This is a genomic window from Spirosoma migulaei (assembly GCF_054776855.1).
Genome location: NZ_BAAHBG010000002.1, coordinates 571,897 through 595,504, shown reverse-complemented (window position 1 = coordinate 595,504; position 23,608 = coordinate 571,897). Strand labels below are relative to the sequence as shown.

The 23,608-nt window shown below is 49.1% G+C and carries 14 protein-coding genes; 12 read left to right on the top strand and 2 right to left on the bottom strand.

The window, feature by feature from the left end; all coding sequences use genetic code 11:
* Positions 1–32: 32 nt before the first annotated feature.
* Positions 33–905 carry a cysteine synthase CysM gene (gene cysM, locus ACYVGO_RS03700; protein ID WP_142770478.1) on the bottom strand — a complete coding sequence of 291 codons (873 nt, stop codon included), beginning with the start codon at positions 903–905 and terminating at the stop codon, positions 33–35.
* Between the two features lie 278 nt (positions 906–1,183).
* On the opposite strand from cysM, the gene ACYVGO_RS03695 reads away from it, so the two are divergent.
* Positions 1,184–1,636 carry a LytR/AlgR family response regulator transcription factor gene (locus ACYVGO_RS03695; protein WP_142770477.1) on the top strand — a complete coding sequence of 151 codons (453 nt, stop codon included), beginning with the start codon at positions 1,184–1,186 and terminating at the stop codon, positions 1,634–1,636.
* A gap of 108 nt (positions 1,637–1,744) precedes the next feature.
* On the opposite strand, the gene ACYVGO_RS03690 is transcribed toward ACYVGO_RS03695, so the two are convergent.
* A complete protein-coding gene (locus ACYVGO_RS03690) occupies positions 1,745–3,448 on the bottom strand; it encodes an AMP-binding protein (protein ID WP_460967607.1) in 1,704 nt (567 codons plus the stop codon).
* A gap of 936 nt (positions 3,449–4,384) precedes the next feature.
* Here ACYVGO_RS03690 and ACYVGO_RS03685 point away from each other — a divergent pair.
* The 11 genes from ACYVGO_RS03685 to ACYVGO_RS03635 all read left to right on the top strand — a co-directional run bounded on the left by ACYVGO_RS03685 (position 4,385) and on the right by ACYVGO_RS03635 (position 23,608).
* Positions 4,385–5,419, top strand: coding sequence for a LacI family DNA-binding transcriptional regulator (locus tag ACYVGO_RS03685; RefSeq protein WP_142770475.1), 1,035 nt, complete (start codon positions 4,385–4,387; stop codon positions 5,417–5,419).
* A gap of 54 nt (positions 5,420–5,473) precedes the next feature.
* Positions 5,474–6,718: a mandelate racemase/muconate lactonizing enzyme family protein gene (locus ACYVGO_RS03680; protein WP_142770474.1), complete on the top strand. Its 1,245-nt coding sequence runs from the start codon at positions 5,474–5,476 to the stop codon at positions 6,716–6,718.
* A 102-nt stretch (positions 6,719–6,820) separates the two neighbouring features.
* The gene (locus ACYVGO_RS03675; RefSeq protein WP_460967605.1) at positions 6,821–9,955 is read left to right on the top strand and encodes a SusC/RagA family TonB-linked outer membrane protein; all 3,135 of its coding nucleotides are present in this window, start codon (positions 6,821–6,823) and stop codon (positions 9,953–9,955) included.
* A 116-nt stretch (positions 9,956–10,071) separates the two neighbouring features.
* Complete coding sequence (locus ACYVGO_RS03670; RefSeq protein ID WP_142770472.1) at positions 10,072–11,607, top strand: SusD/RagB family nutrient-binding outer membrane lipoprotein; 1,536 nt, start codon at positions 10,072–10,074, stop codon at positions 11,605–11,607.
* 134 nt (positions 11,608–11,741) lie between these two features.
* The gene (locus tag ACYVGO_RS03665; RefSeq protein ID WP_460967603.1) at positions 11,742–13,097 is read left to right on the top strand and encodes an enolase C-terminal domain-like protein; all 1,356 of its coding nucleotides are present in this window, start codon (positions 11,742–11,744) and stop codon (positions 13,095–13,097) included.
* A 169-nt stretch (positions 13,098–13,266) separates the two neighbouring features.
* On the top strand, positions 13,267–14,514 hold the full coding sequence (gene dgoD / locus ACYVGO_RS03660; RefSeq protein WP_142770470.1) for a galactonate dehydratase: 1,248 nt from the start codon (positions 13,267–13,269) through the stop codon (positions 14,512–14,514).
* Between the two features lie 57 nt (positions 14,515–14,571).
* Entirely contained in the window at positions 14,572–17,562 is a 2,991-nt protein-coding gene (locus ACYVGO_RS03655) for a SusC/RagA family TonB-linked outer membrane protein (protein ID WP_460967600.1), read from the top strand.
* 101 nt (positions 17,563–17,663) lie between these two features.
* A complete protein-coding gene (locus tag ACYVGO_RS03650; protein ID WP_142770468.1) occupies positions 17,664–19,136 on the top strand; it encodes a RagB/SusD family nutrient uptake outer membrane protein in 1,473 nt (490 codons plus the stop codon).
* A gap of 205 nt (positions 19,137–19,341) precedes the next feature.
* Positions 19,342–20,256 (top strand): hypothetical protein, encoded by a 915-nt coding sequence (locus tag ACYVGO_RS03645; protein ID WP_460967598.1) that lies wholly within the window; start codon positions 19,342–19,344, stop codon positions 20,254–20,256.
* A gap of 66 nt (positions 20,257–20,322) precedes the next feature.
* On the top strand, positions 20,323–22,575 hold the full coding sequence (locus tag ACYVGO_RS03640; RefSeq protein ID WP_460967597.1) for an outer membrane protein assembly factor BamB family protein: 2,253 nt from the start codon (positions 20,323–20,325) through the stop codon (positions 22,573–22,575).
* 25 nt (positions 22,576–22,600) lie between these two features.
* Complete coding sequence (locus ACYVGO_RS03635) at positions 22,601–23,608, top strand: 2-dehydro-3-deoxygalactonokinase (protein WP_460967595.1); 1,008 nt, start codon at positions 22,601–22,603, stop codon at positions 23,606–23,608.

The following is a 23,608-nucleotide window of genomic DNA, read 5'->3' as shown; positions in this document are numbered from 1 at the left end:
AAACCTAAACGGCTTTCAAAAATTGGTTAGGTTTACCCAAATAAGTCCGATGATAAATACCGATCTCCCCGGTCACAGATGATGCAAACGATCAGGCCCGACTCTAGTTCCTGCGCCAGTTGACTAGCTGCATGAACGGCACCTCCGCTGCTCATACCCGCAAAAACGCCTTCAACGCTGGCTAATTTGCGCGTCATCAAGGTGGCTTCATCTGCGGATACTTCCATGACCCGATCGACACGCTGGGGTTCAAAAATTTTGGGCAAATAGGCTTCTGGCCATTTCCGGATTCCCGGAATTGAGGAGCCATCCGTAGGCTGGCATCCTACAATCTGTACGGCGGGATTTTGTTCTTTCAGATAGCGTGAAGTACCCATAATTGTGCCCGTAGTACCCATTGATGAAACGAAATGGGTGATTTCTCCATCGGTATCGCGCCAGATTTCGGGGCCTGTGGTGCGATAATGAGCCAAATAGTTGTCAGGATTACCAAACTGATTGAGCATCAGAAAGCCCCCTTTCCCTACCTGCTCTTCAGCATAGTCGCGGGCATTTTCAATCGTTTCTGTCAGGGTGACTGTTGCACCAAAGGCTTCCATCGTCAAGACCCGCTCACGCGTTGAGTTCGCAGGCATCACTAACTCGATTTCGATGTCATACAACCGCGCAATCATGGCTAAAGCAATGCCGGTATTGCCGCTGGTTGCTTCAATCAACTTCATTCCCGGTTTGAGATCTCCTCTGGTTAGAGCACCCTGAATCATGCTGACCGCAGCCCGGTCCTTCACACTACCGCCAGGATTATTACCTTCAAGTTTACCGTATAATTTAACCTTAGGATTTGGATTCAGGCGGTTCAACTCAACCAATGGGGTATTACCGACTAAATCAAGCAGGGTTGCCATGCTGATTCTTATGAGACTGGTTCTGCAATTGTGAAGGCGAAAGTGACTTAATAAGTTCGTCAGACCCGTTATTATGCGTTAATCAAGCCTAGATTTCACCTATTGCATTAAGCCACCGATACGAGTTTCAGGAACAATGTTTTTGTACAAAAATAAATCTTAATCTTCCTAATTGCTTGATACTGAATTTTGTGTAAACTTGCTAGAGCAGAAGCATACTAACTGATCTTTCTTGATTAAGTTATTTACGGCTCGTTTATTCACACCACCAATCTAGTATGAAAACACCTTTATTGGCCAAACCACTTACGAATGTGTATGTTGAGCAAATTGCCCCACAATTTGCGCTGCCTGATTTAACCCTCCCCTTCTGGGGATGTCGTAAGAAAATGCCTATGCATCGTATTGTGCGGTTAGAGGGGGAAGGAAACTATACCTTATTTCACTTTGCCGATGGCAGCCAGTTAATGGTATCGCTCACGTTAAAGAAAATGGAGAGCCGCCTGTCACCAAAAGTATTTGTGCGACCTCACAAAAAAAACATTATCAATCTGCTGTATATAGAAGCTCTCCATCCAGAGCACCAACAACTCAGCGTAAGCCTGGTCAATGGAGACTTAATAGAAGTATCGCGCCGGAAAGCCAGCCGATTTATCAAACAGGTAAAAGGATTTCAACAAGAGCTACTCATACTCGAAGCCAAGCCCGCCCAATCCCTGTTAGCGGCTTAATTTGGTTTTTGGTGAAGTAAGTGGAGTGGGTGTAATAGGTCAAGTGAGGAAGACTACTTTCACCTATTACACCCACTCCACTTACTTCACTCACTCCACCAAAAACATTTATTTCTTCAACTTCGCCAGTTCTTCGTCACGAAGGGGTTTACGCAGGATTTTACCTACGTTCGACTTAGGCAACTCCGTCCGGAACTCAATAACGCGGGGCACTTTGTAGGGAGTTAGATTCTCGCGGCAGAATTCTTTGATAGCCTCAGTAGTGAGATTTGGATCTTTCTTTACGACAAAGATCTTGACTACTTCTGTCGATTTTTCGTCGGGAACACCTATACAGGCTACTTCCAGTACACCTGGACACTGGGCTACAACATCCTCAATCTCGTTCGGGTACACGTTGAAGCCCGATACCAAGATCATATCCTTTTTTCGGTCAACGATCTTAAAGAACCCGTCTTCGTTCATCACACCAACATCGCCGGTTTTAAACCAATCACCCATCATAGACTGGGCCGTTTCCTCAGGGCGATTATAATATCCCTTAAATACCTGCGGGCCTCTAGCCACAATCTCACCGGCTTCACCGATGGGCGCATCAGTACCATCTTCGCGAATAATTTTCATCTCCGTACTGGGCCAGGGAATGCCAATAGTCCCAACACGCACCGTACCATCAATAGGGTTTGAGCACAGTACCGGCGACGTTTCAGTAAGTCCATACCCTTCGCAGGGCGTATTCCCAGTGAGTTTAGCCCACCGTTCGGCCACCGACGTTTGTAACGCCATGCCTCCCGCCGAGGTAACTCTCAGATGGCTAAAATCGACTTCACCAATTCGTGGGTTGTTAAGTAGACCATTATAAAGGGTATTGACCCCCGTAAAGGCCGTAATTTTATATTTTTTCAGATCGTCAATGAATGTATTCATGTCGCGGGGATTGGTAATGAGCAGGTTCATATCCCCGCTTTTCAAAGCCGCTAATGCGTTCGTTGTCAAGGCGTATACATGATAAAGAGGCAATGCAGCCACAATGATGCCTTCACCTTCGGGTACACCACCTGGCTTCATCCAGTAGTGCTGCCCTTCTACGTTGGATATGATGTTCCGATGGGTCAGCATAGCCCCTTTCGAAACGCCTGTTGTACCACCCGTATACTGAACAAACGCCAGATCCGTATTCTGAATAGCTACTGGCTTAAAGGGCTGCGTACGTCCCCGGCTCAAGGCATCATTGAACGATATAGCTTCAGGCAGCTTATAAGCAGGCACCAGTTTTTTGACATACTTAACCACGGCATTGACGATCTGCTTTTTGGGAAAGCCCAGCAAATCGCCCAACTGTGTGATTACAACATGCTGAATGTCTGTACGGTCTATGATTTTTTCCAGATTACTGGCAAAATTGGACAGTATCACAATGGCTTTTGCGCCCGAGTCTTTGAACTGGTGCTGCATTTCTCGGGGGGTATAAAGCGGGTTCGTATTGACTACGGCCAAACCTGCCCGCAAAGCACCAAACATAGCTACTGGATATTGTAGCGTATTGGGCATCTGGATAGCCAGTCTATCCCCTTTCTGGAGGCCCAGATCATTTTGCAAAAACGATGCAAACTGAGCGGATAGCGTCTCTAATTCACCAAATGTGATCTGTTTACCCATGCATGCATAAGCAGGGCGATCCGTAAATCGACGACAACCCTCTTCTAAAAGGGCAGCCAATGATGGGTAAGCATCCGGATTAATTTCTTCCGGGACTCCTTTGGGATAAAAGTGTCTCCAGGGATATAGGCTTAGGGTTGATTTCGTATTCATGTAGAAATGCTGGTTTGAAAGCAAATGTACTTCGCTTTTGTGGTTAGGTAGACTGGCAATTTGTACGTGGTTATTTTACTACCACTATCGGCTACATTGGGTTGATAATCTCCAACAGCAGACTACGATTTACCCGCACCTTGGTATTAAGTAAATGGACAATGTAAAATGAATAATGGTTAATGCAGCTAGCATCTACTCTGATTACCAAGCTAATTTTCATCGGTCATTATTCATTTTACATTATCCATTCGCTTATAACGCTAACTGGTCTGGCAATTAAGTTATTGCCAACAATCCTTGATGCGTACAACAAAACTAAGGAAATTGTTCAATTCCGCTTAGTACCTCCCTAACCTTTTTGCCATTGACACAAAAAAGCCGGAACCATAAGTCCCGGCTTTTTTTATTGACCACTTGTACACCTATTTGACCACTTAAATAACAGTGGTTATTGAGTGCAACATTGGTGTAATGAATGCGTCATTAAGTTGACGCTCGTAAGCGTTTAAGTTAAGAAAAGAATGCACAAACGCCGGAACTGTGATGAGTCCGGCGTTTTTTGTTCTCTGGAACCCTGTGTGCAATATAACTACTATTTTATTAAGAAACAGCGGCAGAGCTAATTATGTCACCAGTGAGATACAACTATCTATTGGGTTAAAGTGCTCGTTTTGCAGATCCTATGCGTCTTAAGATTCCCTAAACACGAATGATCAGATAATCAGCGCCAATCGAAGGTGAATTGGAGAAACTCAGGCGAGCGGTTATCCTGAATTAGAAGAAGCTTCCATGAAATGCTCTAGTGCTCATTCATAAAAAAAAACAAAAAAAATCACTTATCGTACAATACTTAATCGTTTAAGCTTATATTTGGCGTATTAAAAAGCAATTAATCGTAGTGTACAATCTAAAAAATAAACGCTGCAACTCCAGGTGAGTAAAAAGAAAGTTTCGTTAAAAGATATTGCTCAGAAAGCACAGGTTTCGACAGCGTTAGTATCCTACGTGCTGAATGGGAAGGAGAAAGAAAGTCGGGTTGGTGAGGAGATCGCGGGTAAAATCAGGCAGATCGCGGCTGAATTAAATTATCAGCCTAATTATCTGGCCAAGAGTTTGCGAAGCGGCAAAACCCAAACAATTGGCCTGATTATCGCGGATATATCGAACCCTTTCTTTGCCAACATTGCCCGGATTGTAGAAGACGAAGCAAAACAAAATGGATACACCGTTATTATTGGCAGTTCGGACGAGAACGCCGATAAATCCCGGGACTTACTGGATGTACTGATAACACGACAGGTAGACGGCTTCATTGTTGTTTCTGCCGAAGGCTCCTCGGAGCAGGTATTGATGTTGAAAGAGAAGCATATTCCGTTTGTGTTGCTGGACCGGTACTTCCCCGACATTCAATCGGATTTTGTTTCCACCGATCACTATAAAGCCGCCTATGATGGAACAGATCACTTGATTTCCAATGGCTATAAACGGATTGGGATGATTGCCTACGAATCCGATATGTATCACATGCAGGAACGCATACGTGGGTATCGGGATGCCTTGCAAGACAATGAACTACCATTTATAAACGAGTGGCTGAAAAAAATTCGCATTAATCACATTGAGCAGGAAGTAAGAGTTGCCATCAACGAGCTAACCACCGTTACTCAACCCGTTGATGCCCTGCTTTTTGCTACTTATGGACTGGCGATCAACGGCTTAAAGTACCTCAATGAATTAAGCCTGAAAGTACCCGATGATCTGGCCATTGTTAGTTTTGGACAGGCCGAAGCATTTGACCTTTACTATTGCCCAATTACCTATCTCAAACAACCGATAGGGCTTCTAGGGAAAACGGCGGTTACGTTATTAGTTAAAAAAATGAAAGATCATCTCAATGAACCCACGCAGGTACTTATGACAGCAGAATTGGTAAGCAGAGCCTCTTCAAAACAAAAAAACAAGAATTGATAGTTTATTTGCCTATTTGCTTAAACGATTAAGCAACCTATTTATCCCTTATCTATGCAACGAAGACATTTTCTCAAATCAGCCCTTGTCAGTTCAGCATCCGTATGGGCTGGCTTACCCCTAAGCCAAGCTTTAGCAGCACCCCCTAAATTAAAGATTACCAAAATCCGGTATTACGCGGCACCGGGCTACAACAAGCCCCTCTTCAATCAGGCACGTGGTATCGTCGAAATCGAAACCGATGGGGGCATCATCGGCATTGGCGAAGGAGGTTCCAAAGACATGATCGAGCAGTGCGCTCAGATGATGATTGGCGAAAACCCCTTCCGCATCGAACACATCTGGCAGAACCTATACCGGGGTATGTTTTATCCACCGGGCCGCGAAAAACTCCATGCACAAGGGGCCTTAGACATGGCTCTATGGGATCTAAAAGGCAAGGCACTGGGTGTTCCTGTGTATGAACTGCTGGGCGGGGCCACGCGTGAGTATGTCGAATGTTATGCCACCGGATTTCGGGCATCGAAGGCCAAAACTGAAGAGGAACGGGCTCGCGATTGTATTGAAGCCGGTTTACGAGCCTATCGGATTGGCCCAACGGGTGGCAATGGTGAACAACCCTTTGATTTTTATGACAACGCCAAGAAAACGATTGAGTTGTGTAAACGAATCGACGCAGCTGTAGGCGGTGGTGGCAAATGGGCTATTGACCTGCATACCCGATTTGATACGACCGAGGGGATCAAAATCTGCAAAGCTCTCGAAAACCTGGAACCGTATTTCGTAGAAGACATTGTACGCTCAGAAAACCCGGACGTATACAAAACGGTACGAGCCATGACCAACGTACCCATTGCCGTTGGGGAGCAGTTTGGCGACCGCTGGGATAGCAATACATTCATTGAGCAGCACCTGATCGATTACACCCGCTTCACCCTCCCCAATACGGGTGGCATTTCCGAATTCAAGAAGCTGGCTTCTATGTGTGAGACTCATTATGTGGGTATGATTCCGCACTTCACCGGGCCACTGGCCACCGCTACACTGGTTCATGTGCTGGGTTCCAGCAGCCCCATGCGCTGCCTGATGGAATTGGGTGGCGGTGAACCCGAGCGCCCTGCTTATTTCAACGAAGACCTGGTCAACTTCAAAAATGGCAAATTATATCTAAATCCTGAACCGGGTTTAGGTGTAAAGTTCGACCCGAAGAAGGCCACATTCCTGATGGAAATTACAGCCAATACGAAGTTCCCGCACCCGGTGTTGAAGGCCCCTGATGGGTCAATTCATAACTGGTAATTGATGCTTTGGATTCTCGGGCGTGTCTGAGAATCCAAAGCATCTCCAGAATCACATTTGTTCCTGCCCTTTTGAGTGTCCTTTCTTAAACTTTCCTTAATCATGAAAAAACCTGTAAACCTGTTTCTGCTATGGCTGCTGCTTTACAGTAGCTGTGGCTTTGCACAAACCAATAGCGTAACCGGTAAAGTGACCGGCCCGGATAACCAGGGGCTGCCTGGTGTCAACGTAGTGGTAGGGGGTACATCGGTGGGTACAACTACAGATGCCTCAGGTAACTATACGATCAATGCGCCTGCCACTGCGTCGCTGATTTTCTCCTATATCAGCTACGTAAGTCAAACGGTTCCCGTTAACAATCGCTCTATCATCAATGTACAATTAGCAGAAGATGCTAAAGCCATCGACGAAGTGATTGTTACGGCACTTGGCATCAAACGCGAAGCCAAAACGCTGGGCTATGCAACAGCCACCGTCAACGCCGAACAGATTTCTGTTAACCGCACGCCCAATTTTGTAAGCGGGCTTCAGGGAAAAATGGCGGGTGTCAATATTACCACGATGGGAACAGGCCCTGCCGGAACGGCCAAGATTCGTATTCGCGGGCAGTCGTCGTTTAGCGGACAGAATAACCCACTGATTGTAGTGAATGGCGTGCCCATCGATAACTCCAACTATTCCCTCGGGGGCGATTTTGGCTCTCGTGCAGCCAACAGTTCAGACGGGGGCGATGGACTAAGCAGTATCAATCCCGACGATATTGAAACCATGACCGTACTGAAAGGAGCCACAGCAGCAGCCCTTTATGGCTCACGGGCTAAAGATGGTGTGGTGATGATTACCACCAAAAGCCGGGGAGCGGGGAAAGGGTTTGGCGTTACCTACAACACAAACCTCACTACCGATACACCACTGGACTTCACCGACTTTCAGTATGAATACGGGCAGGGAGAAGGCGGCATACGGCCCACCACCACCCGGCCAACATCTGGAGTATGGAGTTTCGGTGAGAAATTTCAGCCGGGCATGACGCAGGTCTTGTTCGACAACAAGACCTACCCGTATGAGCCTGTTTATAATCGGGTGAAACAGTTCTACCGCGTAGGCACCAACTTTACCAATACGGTAACCGTAGCCAATAATGGCCAGAACGGCGGCTTCAGCCTATCCTTTGGCAATACTGACAACCGGGGGATTATGGAGAACAATACCTTCAATCGGAAAGTAATTAACCTGGGCTTTAGCCAGAACATTACCAGTAAACTGACCGCTTCTGGAAATATCAACTACTCCAAAGAGAACAACATTAACCCACCCCAACTGAACACCCAGGATTTCTCCGTCTCGACGGTGGTTTTCACGCTCGCCAACTCTATGCCGTTTCAAGCCCTACGGGATAATCAGACCGAGGCCAACGGCGATGAGTTCGTGTTCTCGCGCTTTCTGGTCCGGAACAACCCGTACTATTCCATGAGCCATCATTTTGAGAATATCCGGCGCGACCGGCTGTTCGGCAATATTGCCCTTAAATATCAGTTTACTGACTGGCTTTATTTACAGGCAAGGATCGCTCAGGATTATTACATCCGCAATCAGGATTATAACATACCTAATGGCTATGCCCCCATTGCCAAAGCCCCGGTTGGCTACGTAAATGGCTCCTATACCCAGGATGTTCGCCAGAATACCGAACGGAATCTTGACTTTATTCTGGGTGCCAATAAAACGTTTGGGAAGATTGGTGTCGATATAACCTTGGGTGGAAACGCCCGGTATGCCCGCAATGATTACAACAGCGTAACGGTGCAGGATTTCGTAACGCCGGGTCTGTATACGGTAGCCAACGGCCGGATCAAAAACCCGATTTACGCCCTCGCCGAAAAGAATATCAACTCCCTGTTTGGAGCCGCTACGATCTCTTACAAGGATTACCTCTTCCTGAATGTAACGGCCCGGAACGACTGGTTTTCAACCCTGGCACCGTCTAACCGAAGTATTTTGTACCCATCCGTAACAGGTAGTTTCGTATTCTCGCAGGCCTACAAGAATCTACCCGAATGGATTACCTTCGGCAAATTACGAGCGGCCTATGCACAGGTGGGCTCAGACAATGTAGACCCTTACTCCAACGCACTCTATTACGCAGTTGACAACAACTCATTCCCTAATCCGTCGGGACAACTTGTACCCGTGGGTGGTATCAACGCAACCGTAGTTCCAAACAAAAACCTACGTCCACTCCGCATTCAGGAAGCCGAGGTGGGTCTGGAGTTAAAGCTGTTTAATAATAAAGTCGGCTTTGATTTTACCTATTACCATAAAACAACCGACGACCAGATTCTGGCAGCTCAGATCTCCGATGCCTCGTCTTACACCAGCAAACTGATCAACGTAGGCCGGAGTATGAACCAGGGGCTGGAGATGTTATTGACGTTTTCGCCCATTGTTACACCAGCATTCCGTTGGGATGTTAGCGCCAACGCATCGTATAATACTTCCAAGGTTCTGCGCTTAGGGTTATCGCCCAATGATACCGTCATTACCGTAAGCAGCGGTGGCGGCCGGACGCTGAATCAGGTGGTTGGTAAGCCCATTGGGCAGTTGTATACGTTCACGTACCTGCGCGATGCCCAGGGACGTCAGGTATTCGACCAAAATAGCGGAATGCCACTTCGTAATAATACGCTGAAGAACGTGGGCAACGCCCTACCCACTTACTTCGGAGGTATCACCAATACGTTCACCTACCGGGGCCTGTCGCTTTCGGTACTGATTGATTTCAAACTGGGCCACAAAATGATTGCGGGCCGGAACATAAACTACATGCGCCACGGCCTGTCGAAACGGACGCTGCCGGGCCGGGATGTGGGCTATGTAATTGGCAACGGCGTTAATCCGAACGGAGAAATCAACAAGACCAAGGCCGCTGTTCAACCCTTCTATGAATCTATTAACCCATTGGGTATCAACGAAGATTTTGTTTTCAATGCGGGTTTCTGGAAGCTACGGCAGCTTTCGCTAGGCTATGATTTCGGCAAGCTACTTCCAGCCGGTCTGTTCATCAAAGGCCTGAAACTGAATGCGGTAGCCAACAACGTGCTGGTCATTAAGAAATGGACCGAAAACATGGACCCAGAAGAAGCACTGGTCTCGTCCGACAATGGTGTAGGGCTGGATTTCTGGCCAGGGTTGCCACCTACTCGTAGCATCGGCTTCAACCTGAACGTTCGGTTCTAATTCATGGTCATTGCTCGTCATGAATGGGCAATAGCCGTCATTCTTCGCATGCGCGATCAATGGCACTATCTGACAGCGAATGACAATCAATGACTCGTTAAACCTAAAAAGAAATCATGAAAACAAATCTAAAATATACCCTTACTCTACTCCTCTCATTGAGCCTGCTATCAGGCTGCGATCAGGGTTTCGACGAGGTCAATACCAATAAGGTGGACCCAACCTCGCTGTCCCCGTCAATGGTTCTCAACAAGGCAATCATCAGCACCAATTACCTCGATGGCTTTGGTACGCTGGGCATGCTGACCTACAATTTCGGGATTGTTCAACAGATCATTACACCCTATGGAAGTTCGCTATCCGGTGCCAATTACGACCAGATCAATGGTAGTAACACGCCCTTAGTCTGGACTAACTTCTACCGCAACGTGCTGAAGCAACTGGTAGCTACGCTGGATCAAACCAAGAGCGATCCGCTTCAATCCAACACTTACAACGCAGCCCGCATCTGGAAAGCCTATGTATTCATGATCCTAACCGATACCTATGGGGATATTCCCTATTCTCAGGCAGGCCAGGGCTACACTACGGAGATTATCACGCCTAAATACGATGCGCAGCAGGATATTTATAAGGATATTCTTAAGGAACTCGACGAAGCCTCAGCCGCTTTGACCACCGCCCAAACACCCGTCGTTACCGATATCCTGTACGGGGGCGATGTTGCCAAGTGGAAAAAACTGGGCTATTCACTCATGCTGCGAGCCGGTATGCGTTTGACCAAAGTCGATCCCACGATGGCCGAGACGTATGTAAAAAAGGCTGTAACCGGGGGCGTATTTCAATCCAACGCCGACAATTCGATTCTCCGTCATACCGCCATATACAACAACTACATTGCGAACCACTTAGCGGCCCGCGAAAAAACCAACTTCTACCTCGCGGCACCGTTTGTGAATTACCTGAAAGAGAACAACGACCCCCGCTTACCCATTTTTGCCGTGCGCTATGTAGGTGCCAAAGGTGGTCAGGAACAGGTAGCCGCGCGCGCTTCGTCTGATCCAGCCGTACAGATTGGTATGCCAATGGGTTATAATGACGTATCGATTACCACAGTACTTGCGCAAAACAACGTGGTCAGTCTGTGGGATTTTTCGCAGGTTAACCTGAACACGGTACTCAAGTTAGATGCGCCCGAATACCACATCACCTACGCGCAGGTTCAGTTCAATCTGGCCGAAGCGGCTGTACGGGGATGGGTAGCCGGAACAGCTGCCGATTATTTTGCCAAGGGTATCCGGGCCAACCTCGAACAAATGGCGTCGTATGGAACAGCCATTCCAGAAACAGCAATCAAAGCCTATCTGGATGCCCACCCGCTGGATGCCAGTAAAGCACTGGATCAGATTAACACACAGTACTGGGTGGCCAGTTTCCTGGATGGCACCGAGGCATTTGCCAACTTCCGACGCAGTGGCTATCCCGCCCTGAAGAAAAATCCGTACCCCGGCTCTGAAGTGAAAGGCGATTTCATCCGGCGCATGCCTTATCCCGATAGCGAGATTGTCGTTAACTCAGGAAGTTTGAACGAAGCAATCACCCGACAGGGCCCCAACACGCTGGATACCCGCGTTTGGTGGGATAAGAAGTAATGTTTTTCTGACAGGATTTACAGAATAAACAGAATTGTGTAGATGAAAAATAATCCTGTTTATCCTGTAAATCCTGTCAGAAAAGAACTCATTAACAGTCAAGTAAAATCGCTCAACCCTCTACCAATTCTCCCATGAATAAAACCGATCAAAGTCGTCGCGATACGTTAAAAATGCTGGGCTTTGGCTCATCAGCCGGGGTACTAGGGCTGTTTGGCGGCATCTCCACCGCCGAAGCCCGCGAGCAACAGGGTAAGCCTCAGTATGCCGTCGGGATGGCTCCCGTCAAGATCAAAAGTGTAAAGGCCATTGCTACCGCTCCACAAGGTTCCAACCTGATTGTCGTGAAAGTGGAAACCACCGAACCCGGTCTCTATGGGTTAGGCTGCGCTACGTTCACCCAGCGGGCCGCCACCGTGATTGTGGCCATCAACACCTATCTGAACGAGTTCTGTGTAGGCAAAGACGTGGACAATATTGAAGACATGTGGCAGGCGGCTTATGTCAGCTCCTACTGGCGCAATGGCCCCGTGCTTAACAATGCCCTCTCCGGACTAGATCAGGCACTTTGGGACATCAAAGGCAAACGGGCAAAAATGCCGGTATACCAACTGCTGGGCGGAAAAGTACGATTTGCTATCCCCTGTTACACCCACGCGGGCGGAAACACTCCCGAAGCAGCTGCCGATAGTGTGAAGAGCTTCATGGAAAAGGGGTTCAAGTATATCCGCATTCAGCAGGGCGGCTATGGAGCCGTGGGTGCCACCGCCGACAAACCCGACTTTAAAGTAGCTGGCTTTGGGGGTGAAACCGACAACTATATGAACGAGCGGCTCTACCTGAAATCGGTACCCAAAATGTTTGAAGTCGTTCGGAAACAGTGTGGCGACGAGATTGAATTACTTCACGACATTCACGAGCGGGTGCAGCCTATCGACGCCATCAACATGATCAAGCAAGTGGAAGAGTACCGCCCGTTTTTCATTGAAGATCCCTTCTCGCCCGAGAACATGAAGTGGTTCGCCAATCTCCGGCAGGCAACCTCCGTACCCATTGCCATGGGCGAGTTGTTCAACAACATCAATGAGTTCAAGGAGCCGATGGTCAACCAATGGTTCGATTTCATCCGGATTCACGTCTCGCAAATTGGGGGCATCACCCCCGCTATGAAAGTAGCCCGATTGGGCGAGTGGTTCAACATCCGCACCGCCTGGCATGGTCCGGGCGATGTCTCGCCGGTTGGTCACGCGGCCCACGCCCACATTGATCTGGCTGTCTGGAATTTCGGGATTCAGGAAGCGGTGCAGTTTTCGGATAAGACGCAGGCAGTATTCAGTGGCTGCCCCACCATGAACAAAGGGTATATGTCGGTCAATGAAGTACCCGGGCTGGGCGTCGATATTGATGAAAAGGAAGCGGCCAAGTATCCGATCACGACCAAGTCCAACTGGCAGGTTCGTAAAATAGACGGGACGATTATTCGGCCGTAGGCCGATAGTTGGCTTATGGTTTTCGGTGGATATCGCATTGGCAGGCCAGCGTAAGACAGGCGGGTGCGGTCGGCACCGAAAACCATAAACTGTACATCAAAAACCAGCTAATTCCTTTTTTTTCCAGACTTGCTTAAACGATTAACTCTCACGATTTAACCAAACCCGAATGAAACATCCAGCTAAAAAATCCGGCATATCGCGCCGTTCTGCCATACAATCTGTATTGGGTGTGGCCGGCATGGGCACAATGGTATTGCCACAAACGTCTTACGCAGCCAGTCCCGGGCACTTTGCCGATTACAGCAAGGTGAAGATTACAAAACTCGAAACCTTTCTGGTGAAGCCCCGCTGGGTTTTCCTGAAAATCCATACCGATGTAGGCGTTCATGGCTTAGGGGAGCCCCTGCTCGAAGGCAGAGCACTAACGATCCAGACCGCTATTAAAGAAGTGGAACCGTACCTGATTGGTAAAGATCCACGCCATGTTGTCCACCATTGGCAGGCTATTTACCGCCATGCGTTTTACCGGGGCGGCCCCATCCTGACCAGTGCATTGAGCGGCATCGATCATGCCCTGTGGGACATTAAAGGCAAGCTGCTAAATGTACCGGTTTATGAATTGCTGGGCGGCCCTACGCGCGATCGGGTTCGGATTTATGGACGGGCCAGCAACGCGGAAGACATAAAGAAGCGCAAGGCCGAAGGGTACACCGTTATCAAAACGGGGGTTGCGCATAAGAACCCGGCCAACATTGTCGAGAACCCACAATTCATCAACTACGCGGTCGAGAATTTTGCCTCATTGCGGGAAGCGGGTGGTCCGAACATGGACATTGCCATCGACTTTCACGGAAATATTTCGCCCCAAACGGCTAAGGTGCTCATCAAACAATTGGAGCCCTTTCAACCCATGTTCGTCGAAGAACCCTGTCAGGCGCAAAACGTGGATATCCTGGCCGACATTGCGCGGGGCACTCATCTGCCCATTGCCGCTGGCGAACGTATTTTCACCAAATGGGGCTTCCGCGAACTGTTGGAAAAGAAAGCCGTTAGCATTGTCCAGCCCGACCTCTGCCACGCCGGAGGCATCACTGAAGGCCGCCTGATTGCGGGTATGGCCGAAGCCTATTACGTTCCCGTTGCCCCTCATAACCCAATGGGGCCAATCTCCCTGGCAGCGGGGCTGCATCTGGCAGCCAGCATACCCAATTTTCTGGTCCAGGAGCAGGTCTCCCTGGGTGAAGGCTATGTAAAAAATCCGTTCAAGCTGCAAAGCGATGGTACGGTGATGATTCCCAAAGGGCCAGGGCTGGGCGTCGAACTAGATGACGCACTTATGAAGGACAAAATTGGCCACGACTGGAAAAACCCAGAATCCTATAATGCGCTGGATGGCTCGGTAGTGGATTGGTAAGGCCGAACGTCCGCGTTACGTTAAGCAAATTTAACTCCCCCAAATAAACCTCTAAACATGAAAAAAACTGTAAAACTCTTCGTTATCCTGTTGCTACTGGGGCATAGCTACGCCTTCGCCCAGACGGCCAGGGTTACCGGTAAAGTGACCGGTCCAGACAATCAGGGATTACCTGGTGTCAACGTTCAGGTAAGTGGTACCACAACGGGTACCTCCAGCGATGCCTCAGGAAACTTTTCGCTAAATGCGGCCGGCAATGCGTCGCTGGTCTTTTCAAACATCGGTTACGTTGGTCAGACAGTGCCTGTCAATGGACGTTCGGTGGTTAATGTTCAGTTGGCCGAAGATCAGAAAACGCTGAATGAAGTGGTTGTGGTTGGATACGGTACACAGCGCAAAACCGACGTAACGGGCGCTCTGACAGCCATTTCAACCAAGGAATTTGCCCAGCAACCCGTTACACGTCTGGATCAGGTGCTTCAGGGACGTGCTGCGGGTGTGCAGGTAAGCCAGACAAACGGGGCGCCGGGTGGCGACGCCCGGATCAGGATCAGAGGAGCCAACTCTGTATTGGGCAATAACAACCCCCTGTATGTTGTCGACGGGTTTGTTGGGGCGGATTTCAACTTTGTAAACCCCAGCGATATTGAGACCATCCAGATTTTAAAGGATGCCGCGTCAACCTCCATCTACGGTAGTCGTGGAGCGAATGGCGTCGTGATCATTACGACTAAAAAAGGAGCGAAAGGCCTCAAAGTCAACTACGAAGGCCAGTTCAGCACCTCGGAGGTTATCAAACGGTACGACGTATTGCAGGCCGGTGAGTTCGCCGAAATCGTTAATGCCCGCGCCACGGCTGTCGGTTCCGGGTTACCGTTCACCACAGATCAGATTGCGCAGTTCAAACAAAACGGCGGTACCGACTGGCAGAGTCTGGTCTTCCGAAACGGAACGGGTCAGCAGCACCAGATTACCCTGTCGGGCGGTAATGACAAAACGACCTTTCTGGTGTCAGGAAACTATTTAAACCAGAACGGCATCGTCAATAACAGTGGGTTTAAGCGGTATAACCTGCGTACCAACATAAACACGCAGATCAACGATAAGCTTTCGTTTCGGTTGAATCTGTGGGGTACGCGGTCACAAAACCACAATACCCTCGATGGGGGCGCCATTGTACAGGCACTGGCTTGGGCACCCACTACGCCTGCTTACGGTGCCGATGGTCAACCGACGTTTACAGACCCGATTGGTTCCGTTTACCGCAATCCGCTGGATTACCTGTACGATCAGTCGGTGGATGCGAATAAGAGCGGTATCAACATCAATGGGGGGATAAACTATAAGCTTCCGATCAAAGGGTTGTCCATCGACTTGCAGTACGCCGTCAATTACCTGAATGCACAAAACCTGAATTTAAACGGCAAGCGACTTTCCAACAACGTACCAACGGCAAGCCGATATTCGGCGGAACAGGTAACCCTGCAAAACACGAATAATCTGAATTACGATGTCAAACTAGGTAATCATTCCATTACCGCGGTTGCCGTACTGGAGACCCAGCAATTCACCAATAGAGACTTTACGGCCAGTGCGTCGGGGCTACGGTTTCCGCAATTGGGATACGACAACATTGGTGGCAATACAGCCGCTACCGTGGCATCGAGCTATCAGAAATGGACGCTATTGTCATTGCTGGGACGTATAAACTACGGATACAAAGACAAATACCTGGTATCGGCGGCCGTTCGTCGCGACGGATCGTCCAAGTTTGCAGCGGGTAACAAGTACAGTGTTTTTCCATCTGTGGCGCTTGGATGGCGTTTATCAGAGGAAGAGTTCATCAAGAAACTCAACGTATTCAACAACCTGAAACTGCGGGGAAGCTGGGGTATGACGGGTAGCCAGGCACTCGGCCCCTACTCGACCATATCGGCCTATAGTTCAGCCCAGGTTGCCTTTAATAACACGGCGGCTACATCTGGTGTGATTTTAGGTAATCCCGGCAATCCCGATCTCAAATGGGAGACAACCAAGCAGGTCGATGTGGGTCTGGAAATGGAATTCCTGAATGGTCGTTTACGTATCGAAGCTGACTATTTCAAGAAAAACACTTCAGATCTGCTCCTGAACGTAGCCATTCCCAGCTATGCGGGGGGCGGTACACAAGCCCGAAACGTGGGCGAAATTGAAAATAAAGGCTTCGAATTCTCGATTGGTGGTACGCCCCTGGTATTGGGTGGCTTCCGCTGGGAAACGAACCTGAATTTTTCCACCTTACAGAACCGCGTAATCAGTCTGGGCGGTTTGCCACGGCTGGGGCAGGGTACGGGTGTTGGTGCCGGCATGTCGACAACCAATGAGTTTATGCTAATGCCGGGTGAGCCGCTGGGGTCTTACTGGGGCCTGAATTACCTGGGCACCTGGAAACCAAACGAAGCCGATCAGGCAGCCAAACAGGGGCGTGTACCCGGTGATCCACATTACCAGGATTTGAACGGCGACAATTCGATCACAACGGATGATTTTCAGATCATTGGCCGGGCCTTCCCGAAAGCAACGGGAGGCTGGAACAACACCTTTACGTATAAAGGACTGACCCTGAACGTATTCTTCAATGGCGTCTTTGGTGTCGATAAGCTCAACTACACGCGGGCGGCTGCGCTGTCGGGTTCGGGCGATGCGCGGCAGTTCATCCTGGCCGAAATCCGGGACTACTACCGGCCAGGCAATGAAACCTCAAACGTTCCGGCCTTTACGAAAACCTATCAGCCCTTCACCCAATCGAGCCGGTTCCTGGAAGATGGCAGCTTCGTTCGCCTGAAAAACGTAAGCCTTTCGTATAACGTGCCAACCGGCTTCATTCATAACAAAGCCAGCATCCGGGTATTTGCGAGTGCAACGAACCTGTTTACAATCACCAAGTACAAAGGGCCAGATCCGGAGTCGGCACGGGTTGGTTCAAACACCGACACCGCCATTGGTATTGACTATGGTTCCTATCCTAATGCAAAACAATACACACTCGGTATCAACCTGGGCTTCTAAAAAAACGGTTTTCAGTTTTTTGTTTTCGGCGGCTGACGCATGAACGTATCCGCCCAACCGTAAACCGTAAACCGAATACCATAAACCTCATTTGATGAATCATGAAAAAGTTACTAATAATTGGACTGGCGGCTATGCTCACCGCAGGCTGCAAAGGTTATCTCGAAGAAGATACAACCGGGCTATTGTATGGCGGTAACGTTCTCGCGACCCAGGATGGGTTAGAGTCGGCTCTGACCGGAGCCTACCGGGGGTTGGGTAATCAGTGGACATACGGGTTCCTTCACCCATCGGCCAATGCGGCTACCATCGGTAGTGATGACGTGACCACACACCCCGCCAGTAATAAAGCGGACTGGCGTGAATTCGATCAGTTTAACGTGTCGACCACCAACCAACGCTCAGGAGCCGTGTATAATGGCTGTTACAAAGCCATTCAGGCTGCCAACAACGTGATCAATAATTACACAAAAACGGTTGGTACCAAAGCAACAATTGACATTATTGCGGGCGAAGCCTTTTTCATTCGTGGCTTTTCCTACTATTGGTTAACCCGCTTTTATGGCAATATTCCGCTGGTGCTGGCGGGTGAATACTCAGCCGATCTGCTCACAATCAAAAAATCGACACCCGCGGAAGTCTATGCACTAATCGTCGAAGACCTGAAGAAAGCTGAAACCATGCTGCCCAACACCCGGCGCGATCCGGGTCGGCCTAATGCGGGTTCGGCCAAAGCATTTCTGGCGGATGTGTACCTGACGATGGCTGGCTGGCCACTGAAACAAACCGACAAATATGATCTGGCTGCGGCCAAAGCCAAAGAAGTGATTGACAACCGCGCTACCTATGGGTTCTCGCTGATGCCAACCTTTGCCGCCGTTTTCGACAATGATCCGGCGGTGGCTATTATTCCTGAATCGGTGTTTCAGATCAATGGATTTACGGGGGGTAGTGGTACGGCCAACGCTACCTATGGCAACACCACAATGCCCGGCGAAGAGGGCGGCTGGGACGATATGTTTGCGGAGCTTAATTTCTTCAAAAACTTCCCCGAAGGGCCGCGCAAAGATGCCACTTTTCGCACGCAGTTTGGGTTAGGCGCTACCACAATCCCCTGGCAGAACAGCCTGACCAAACACCCCTATTACAAGAAATGGTACATCAAGGGGAATATTGTAACTTCCAGCATTTCGCTGCCCTCCGTCATGATGCGCTATCCGCACGTATTGACCATTTATGCTGAAGCGAAAGCGCGTGGAACGGGTGGCCCGGATCAGGCAGCCTATGACGCCCTCAATGCTGTCCGATTACGGGGCTTGCCATCGGGCGCAAAAGCACTCTCGCCCGGCGACGGACTAACAGCCGCCCAGTTTGCTGACGCGGTGGTGCAGGAACGTGCCTGGGAATTTGCCTGCGAACGCACCCGCTGGTTTGATCTGATTCGTCTCGAAAAAGTTGAGGAAGCTAATGCAGCTAAAAGCCCGGACGATCTGCAACCGATCAAGCCGATCACCAAAGCAAATTACTGGTTTCCTCTGCCGTACACCGACACGTCGATTAATCCGAATTTGTAGCATAAAAAGATAGAACGCAGATTTTTATGATGATTATGATTACTATCTAATTATCAGAATCTTAAATAATCGTAATGATAATAAACATCTGCGTTCCATCTTTTCATCTCTGTTGTTGTCCACTGCCATTACAAATCATATTTAGTTGAAAAAGGCACTCATCTCCACTTTTGTTGTATGCGGTTTGTGTAGCACCACTATGCCAATGACCGACTGGCCACAGGCTGAGTTATCCAACGACCTCATTCAAACGAGCTTGTACTTGCCGGATGCTGGCAACGGCTATTATCAGGGTACTCGGTTCGATTGGTCGGGGGCATTTAAAGATCTGACGTACAAGGGACACAGCTTTATTGAACCTTGGTTTGAGAACTACGACCCCAAACTGCACGATGCCATCAGTGGACCGGTAGAAGAGTTTGCGCCATTGGGCTATACAGATGCCAAACCAGGCGATACATTTATGAAAATAGGCGTGGGTATGCTTCGGAAGCCCGATGATAAAACCTATGCCTTCGGGAAGTATTATGACATCATGGATCAGGGAACCTGGAACGTAAACAGGCACAAAGACCATATTGACTTTACCCATACCCTTACCAGCCCAACAGGCTATGCCTACGTGTATCGCAAAACGGTAAAGCTCACAAAAGGCAAGCCTGAACTTGTGCTGGAACACAGCCTGAAAAATACTGGCACCTTGCCCATCGAGACGAGCGCCTACGATCATAACTTCTTCATCATCGACAAACAACCCACGGGCCCAACCGTGAACATCGAGTTCCCATTTGATGTGCAGGGAGAGGGAAAAGGCTTTGGCACCACAATTCTGGCACAGGGAAAACGGCTGCTTTATTCCCGCGAATTAGAGAAAAAGGAGCAGGTGTATAGTGCTGGTTTGCAAGGATTTGGCACCACTCCAGCGAGTTACGATATCCGTATCGAAAACCAGAAAACAGGTGCGGGGGTACACATCACGAGCGATCAGCCGCTACAAAAGTTAGTATACTGGGCCTGCGCAACAACCTCCTGCCCCGAGCCATACATACAACTGAAAGCAGCACCCGGACAGGAAGTAAAATGGAAAATAGCCTATGAGTTTTATGAAAAAATGAAGTGAGCAGCTAAGGCTTGATTCTTTAGATTCTATTAACCCCTCTTAACCTACTCCTAACTCAACTTGTCAATGAATTTCTTACTTAAATCTTCTTTTGGAATCCTGATTCTGGGCTGTTTCCTGTCGGCAAATCAGGAGACGAGTGTAATCAAGCCGCAGTTACCCGCCGATGACTGGCCTACGTATGGTGGAAACAATGCGGGAAATCGATACTCGCGACTGAACCAGATCAACACCCAGACTGTCAAAGACCTGACGCTTGCCTGGACCTACGACACGGGCGACAATACGGGAGCGGGCCAACGTGGGATGGACATTCAATGTCAGCCGATTGTTGTAAACGGAGTGCTGTACGGCACGTCGCCCCGCATGAAGCTCTTTGCCGTCGATGCAGCTACGGGTAAGCAGCACTGGCAATTTGATCCCTTCGCCAATCCCGAAAAAAAGCCCCGGTTTCACCCCATCCGTGGGGTTGTGTATTGGGAAGATGGTGCTCGCAACGGCGAACCGGACAAACGTATATTATATTCTGTTGGCTCGTTTCTGTACGCCATCAATGCCTCGACGGGTAAGCTAATTGACAGCTTTGGCCGGCATGGCGAAGTTGATTTGCATGAGGGCCTTGGCGACAAAGAAACACTTGGCTACGACGTCAACAACTTTTCAATCCGTGTTACCACCCCCGGTGTTATTTACAAAGACTTACTGATTACGGGCTCAGCCGTGAACGAAGGGGGAGATGCTCCTCCGGGTTACATTCGGGCGTTTAATGTGCGTACAGGCAAGCTGGCCTGGGTATTCCACACCATCCCACTGCCGGGTGAATTTGGGTACGAAACCTGGGCCAAAGACTCCTACAAAAAACTGGGCGGAGCGAACTGCTGGGCCGGTATGGTCATCGACGAAAAGCGGGGTATTGTCTACGCGGGAACAGGATCGCCCTCTGTTGATTTCTATGGGGGTGCCCGCCCGGGACAGAATCTGTTTGCCAACTGCGTGATTGCCCTGAATGCAGAAACGGGTAAGCGGGTGTGGCATTTCCAGACCATTCATCATGACCTCTGGGATCGTGATCTGCCCTGCCCACCCAACCTGGTAACCGTTAAACACAATGGCCCCGACGGTCGGCCCCGGCTGGTTGATGCTGTGGCACAGGCAACCAAAGACGGCTATGTGTTTGTGTTTGACCGGGATACGGGCAAACCCTTATTCCCCGTGAAGGAGGTACCCGTTCCTACCTCACCGGCATTACCCGGCGAGAAGCCCTGGCCTACCCAACCCGTTCCAAGCAGGCCTGCGCCTTTTGTCCGGCAGGAGTTAACGGAAAAGGAAATCACGACCCGTACCCCCGAAGCCCACGCCTATGTGTTGAACCAGTATAAAAACAGTCGGGTAGGTAGCAAGTATATGCCCCCCAGCGAAGAAGGGAGCTTGTATTTTGGCTTTGGTGGGGGTGCCGAGTGGGGTGGTAATGCTGCCGACCCTGACGGCATTTTATACCAAAATGCCAATACTATGCTATGGTGGCTGAAAATGCGCGATAGCCGGATGCAGGGAACGAACGTAGCCCAAACACGGGGTTCATCTCTATTTAATCTCAATTGCTCAGCCTGTCATAACTTGAATCGGACAGGTAGTAGTGCGGCTTCAGCAAGTGCATCCCAAGCCTACCCCGATCTGACCGACGTGGGAAAACGACTCGATCGAGAGCAGATCAACACCTTATTGACAACCGGCCAGGGACGTATGCCGTCCTTTGGGCACTTGTCTAAAGAGGACCGCGACGCCCTCGTCAACTTTTTGCTCAAGAGCGAAACCAAGTCTGAGGCTGTGCCCGATATGCATAGCTCGGTGGTTACGTCGCCCGTGGCCAGGGATGCCGACTTCCCGTACATGCCGCCCTATCTGAATAATGGCAACACCCAATTTCGGGATCAGGACAATTACCCGGCCATTAAACCGCCCTGGGGAACGCTGAACGCCATTAATCTGAACACGGGCGAGTACCTCTGGCAAGTGCCACTCGGCGAATACCCCGACCTAACCAAAAAAGGACTGCCACCCACCGGCACCGAAAATCACGGTGGTCCAATTGTAACAGCTGGGGGCTTACTGTTTATTGCGGCTACCTATGACGAAAAACTTCGGGCTTTTGACAAAAAAACCGGTAAAGTCGTATGGGAGTACAAGTTACCCACCGGAGGCTTTGCTACGCCGATAACCTATATGGTCAACGGAAAACAATATATTGTCATTGCTGCGGGTGGCACCCGATATGGCTTAAAGCCAGGGGGGTCTTATGTTGCCTTTGCGTTACCGTAAGTAGTACTTGAAACTGATAGAACGAATGAAAAATTATCTGTTAGGTTGCGATTGGGGGACATCCTCTTTTCGGCTACGACTCATCAACAGTATTGATAGCCAGCTTATTGGCGAAGTTACTTCACAGGAAGGCGTAGCAACTATGTTTACTTCCTGGAAGGAAAATGGCGAAATGACTGGAATTTCCAGAGAGCAGTTTTTTCGGGTACAACTAAAGCGTCAGATTAATCTACTGGCAAAGCAACTCGCTATTAATCTGGATGATATACCGATCGTTGTTTCAGGGATGGCCTCCTCCTCTATTGGCATGGACGAAGTTCCGTACGCTACGTTACCGTTTCCAATTGATGGAAGTCTGGCCAATATCAAACGGCTTGGCTCACAGGCTGATTTTCCGCACGACATTATCCTTATATCGGGCATTAAAACGCAGCACGATGTTATGCGGGGTGAAGAAACTCAGTTAATTGGTCTGCTCTCGTTATTGGATACGCTGCATTATAATAGTGACGAGTCGATTTTGATATTCCCAGGAACGCATTCGAAACATATCTACATCCGGAATCAGCTGGTAACCGACTTCCAAACCTTTATGACAGGCGAGGTCTTTAACCTCATGTCGAACTACAGCATTTTGAAAGATTCTGTAGAACCCACTGGCCTGACCGTTTTTGACGAAAGCGAAGTAGACGCCTTTAAACGTGGGGTCAACCAATCGGATCAGTCATCCATTCTGAATAGCTTATTCCGGGTCAGAACCAATCAATTATTCAATCAATTAACCAAACGCCAGAATGCACTTTATTTAAGTGGATTATTAATTGGCAACGAGCTTCAGTCACTTAGTCATCAACCTACCTGGCAATTGATTCTGTGCAGTGGAAACAATTTATACGAACTGTATAAACTGGCCATGGATGAACTGAATTTGTCGGAACGAACCATGACCATTTCTGTCGATTTACTTGATAAAGCCACCATTGCTGGCCAGGTTAAAGTGGCGCAGAATCAGCTCGTACTTCTAAGCAAATAA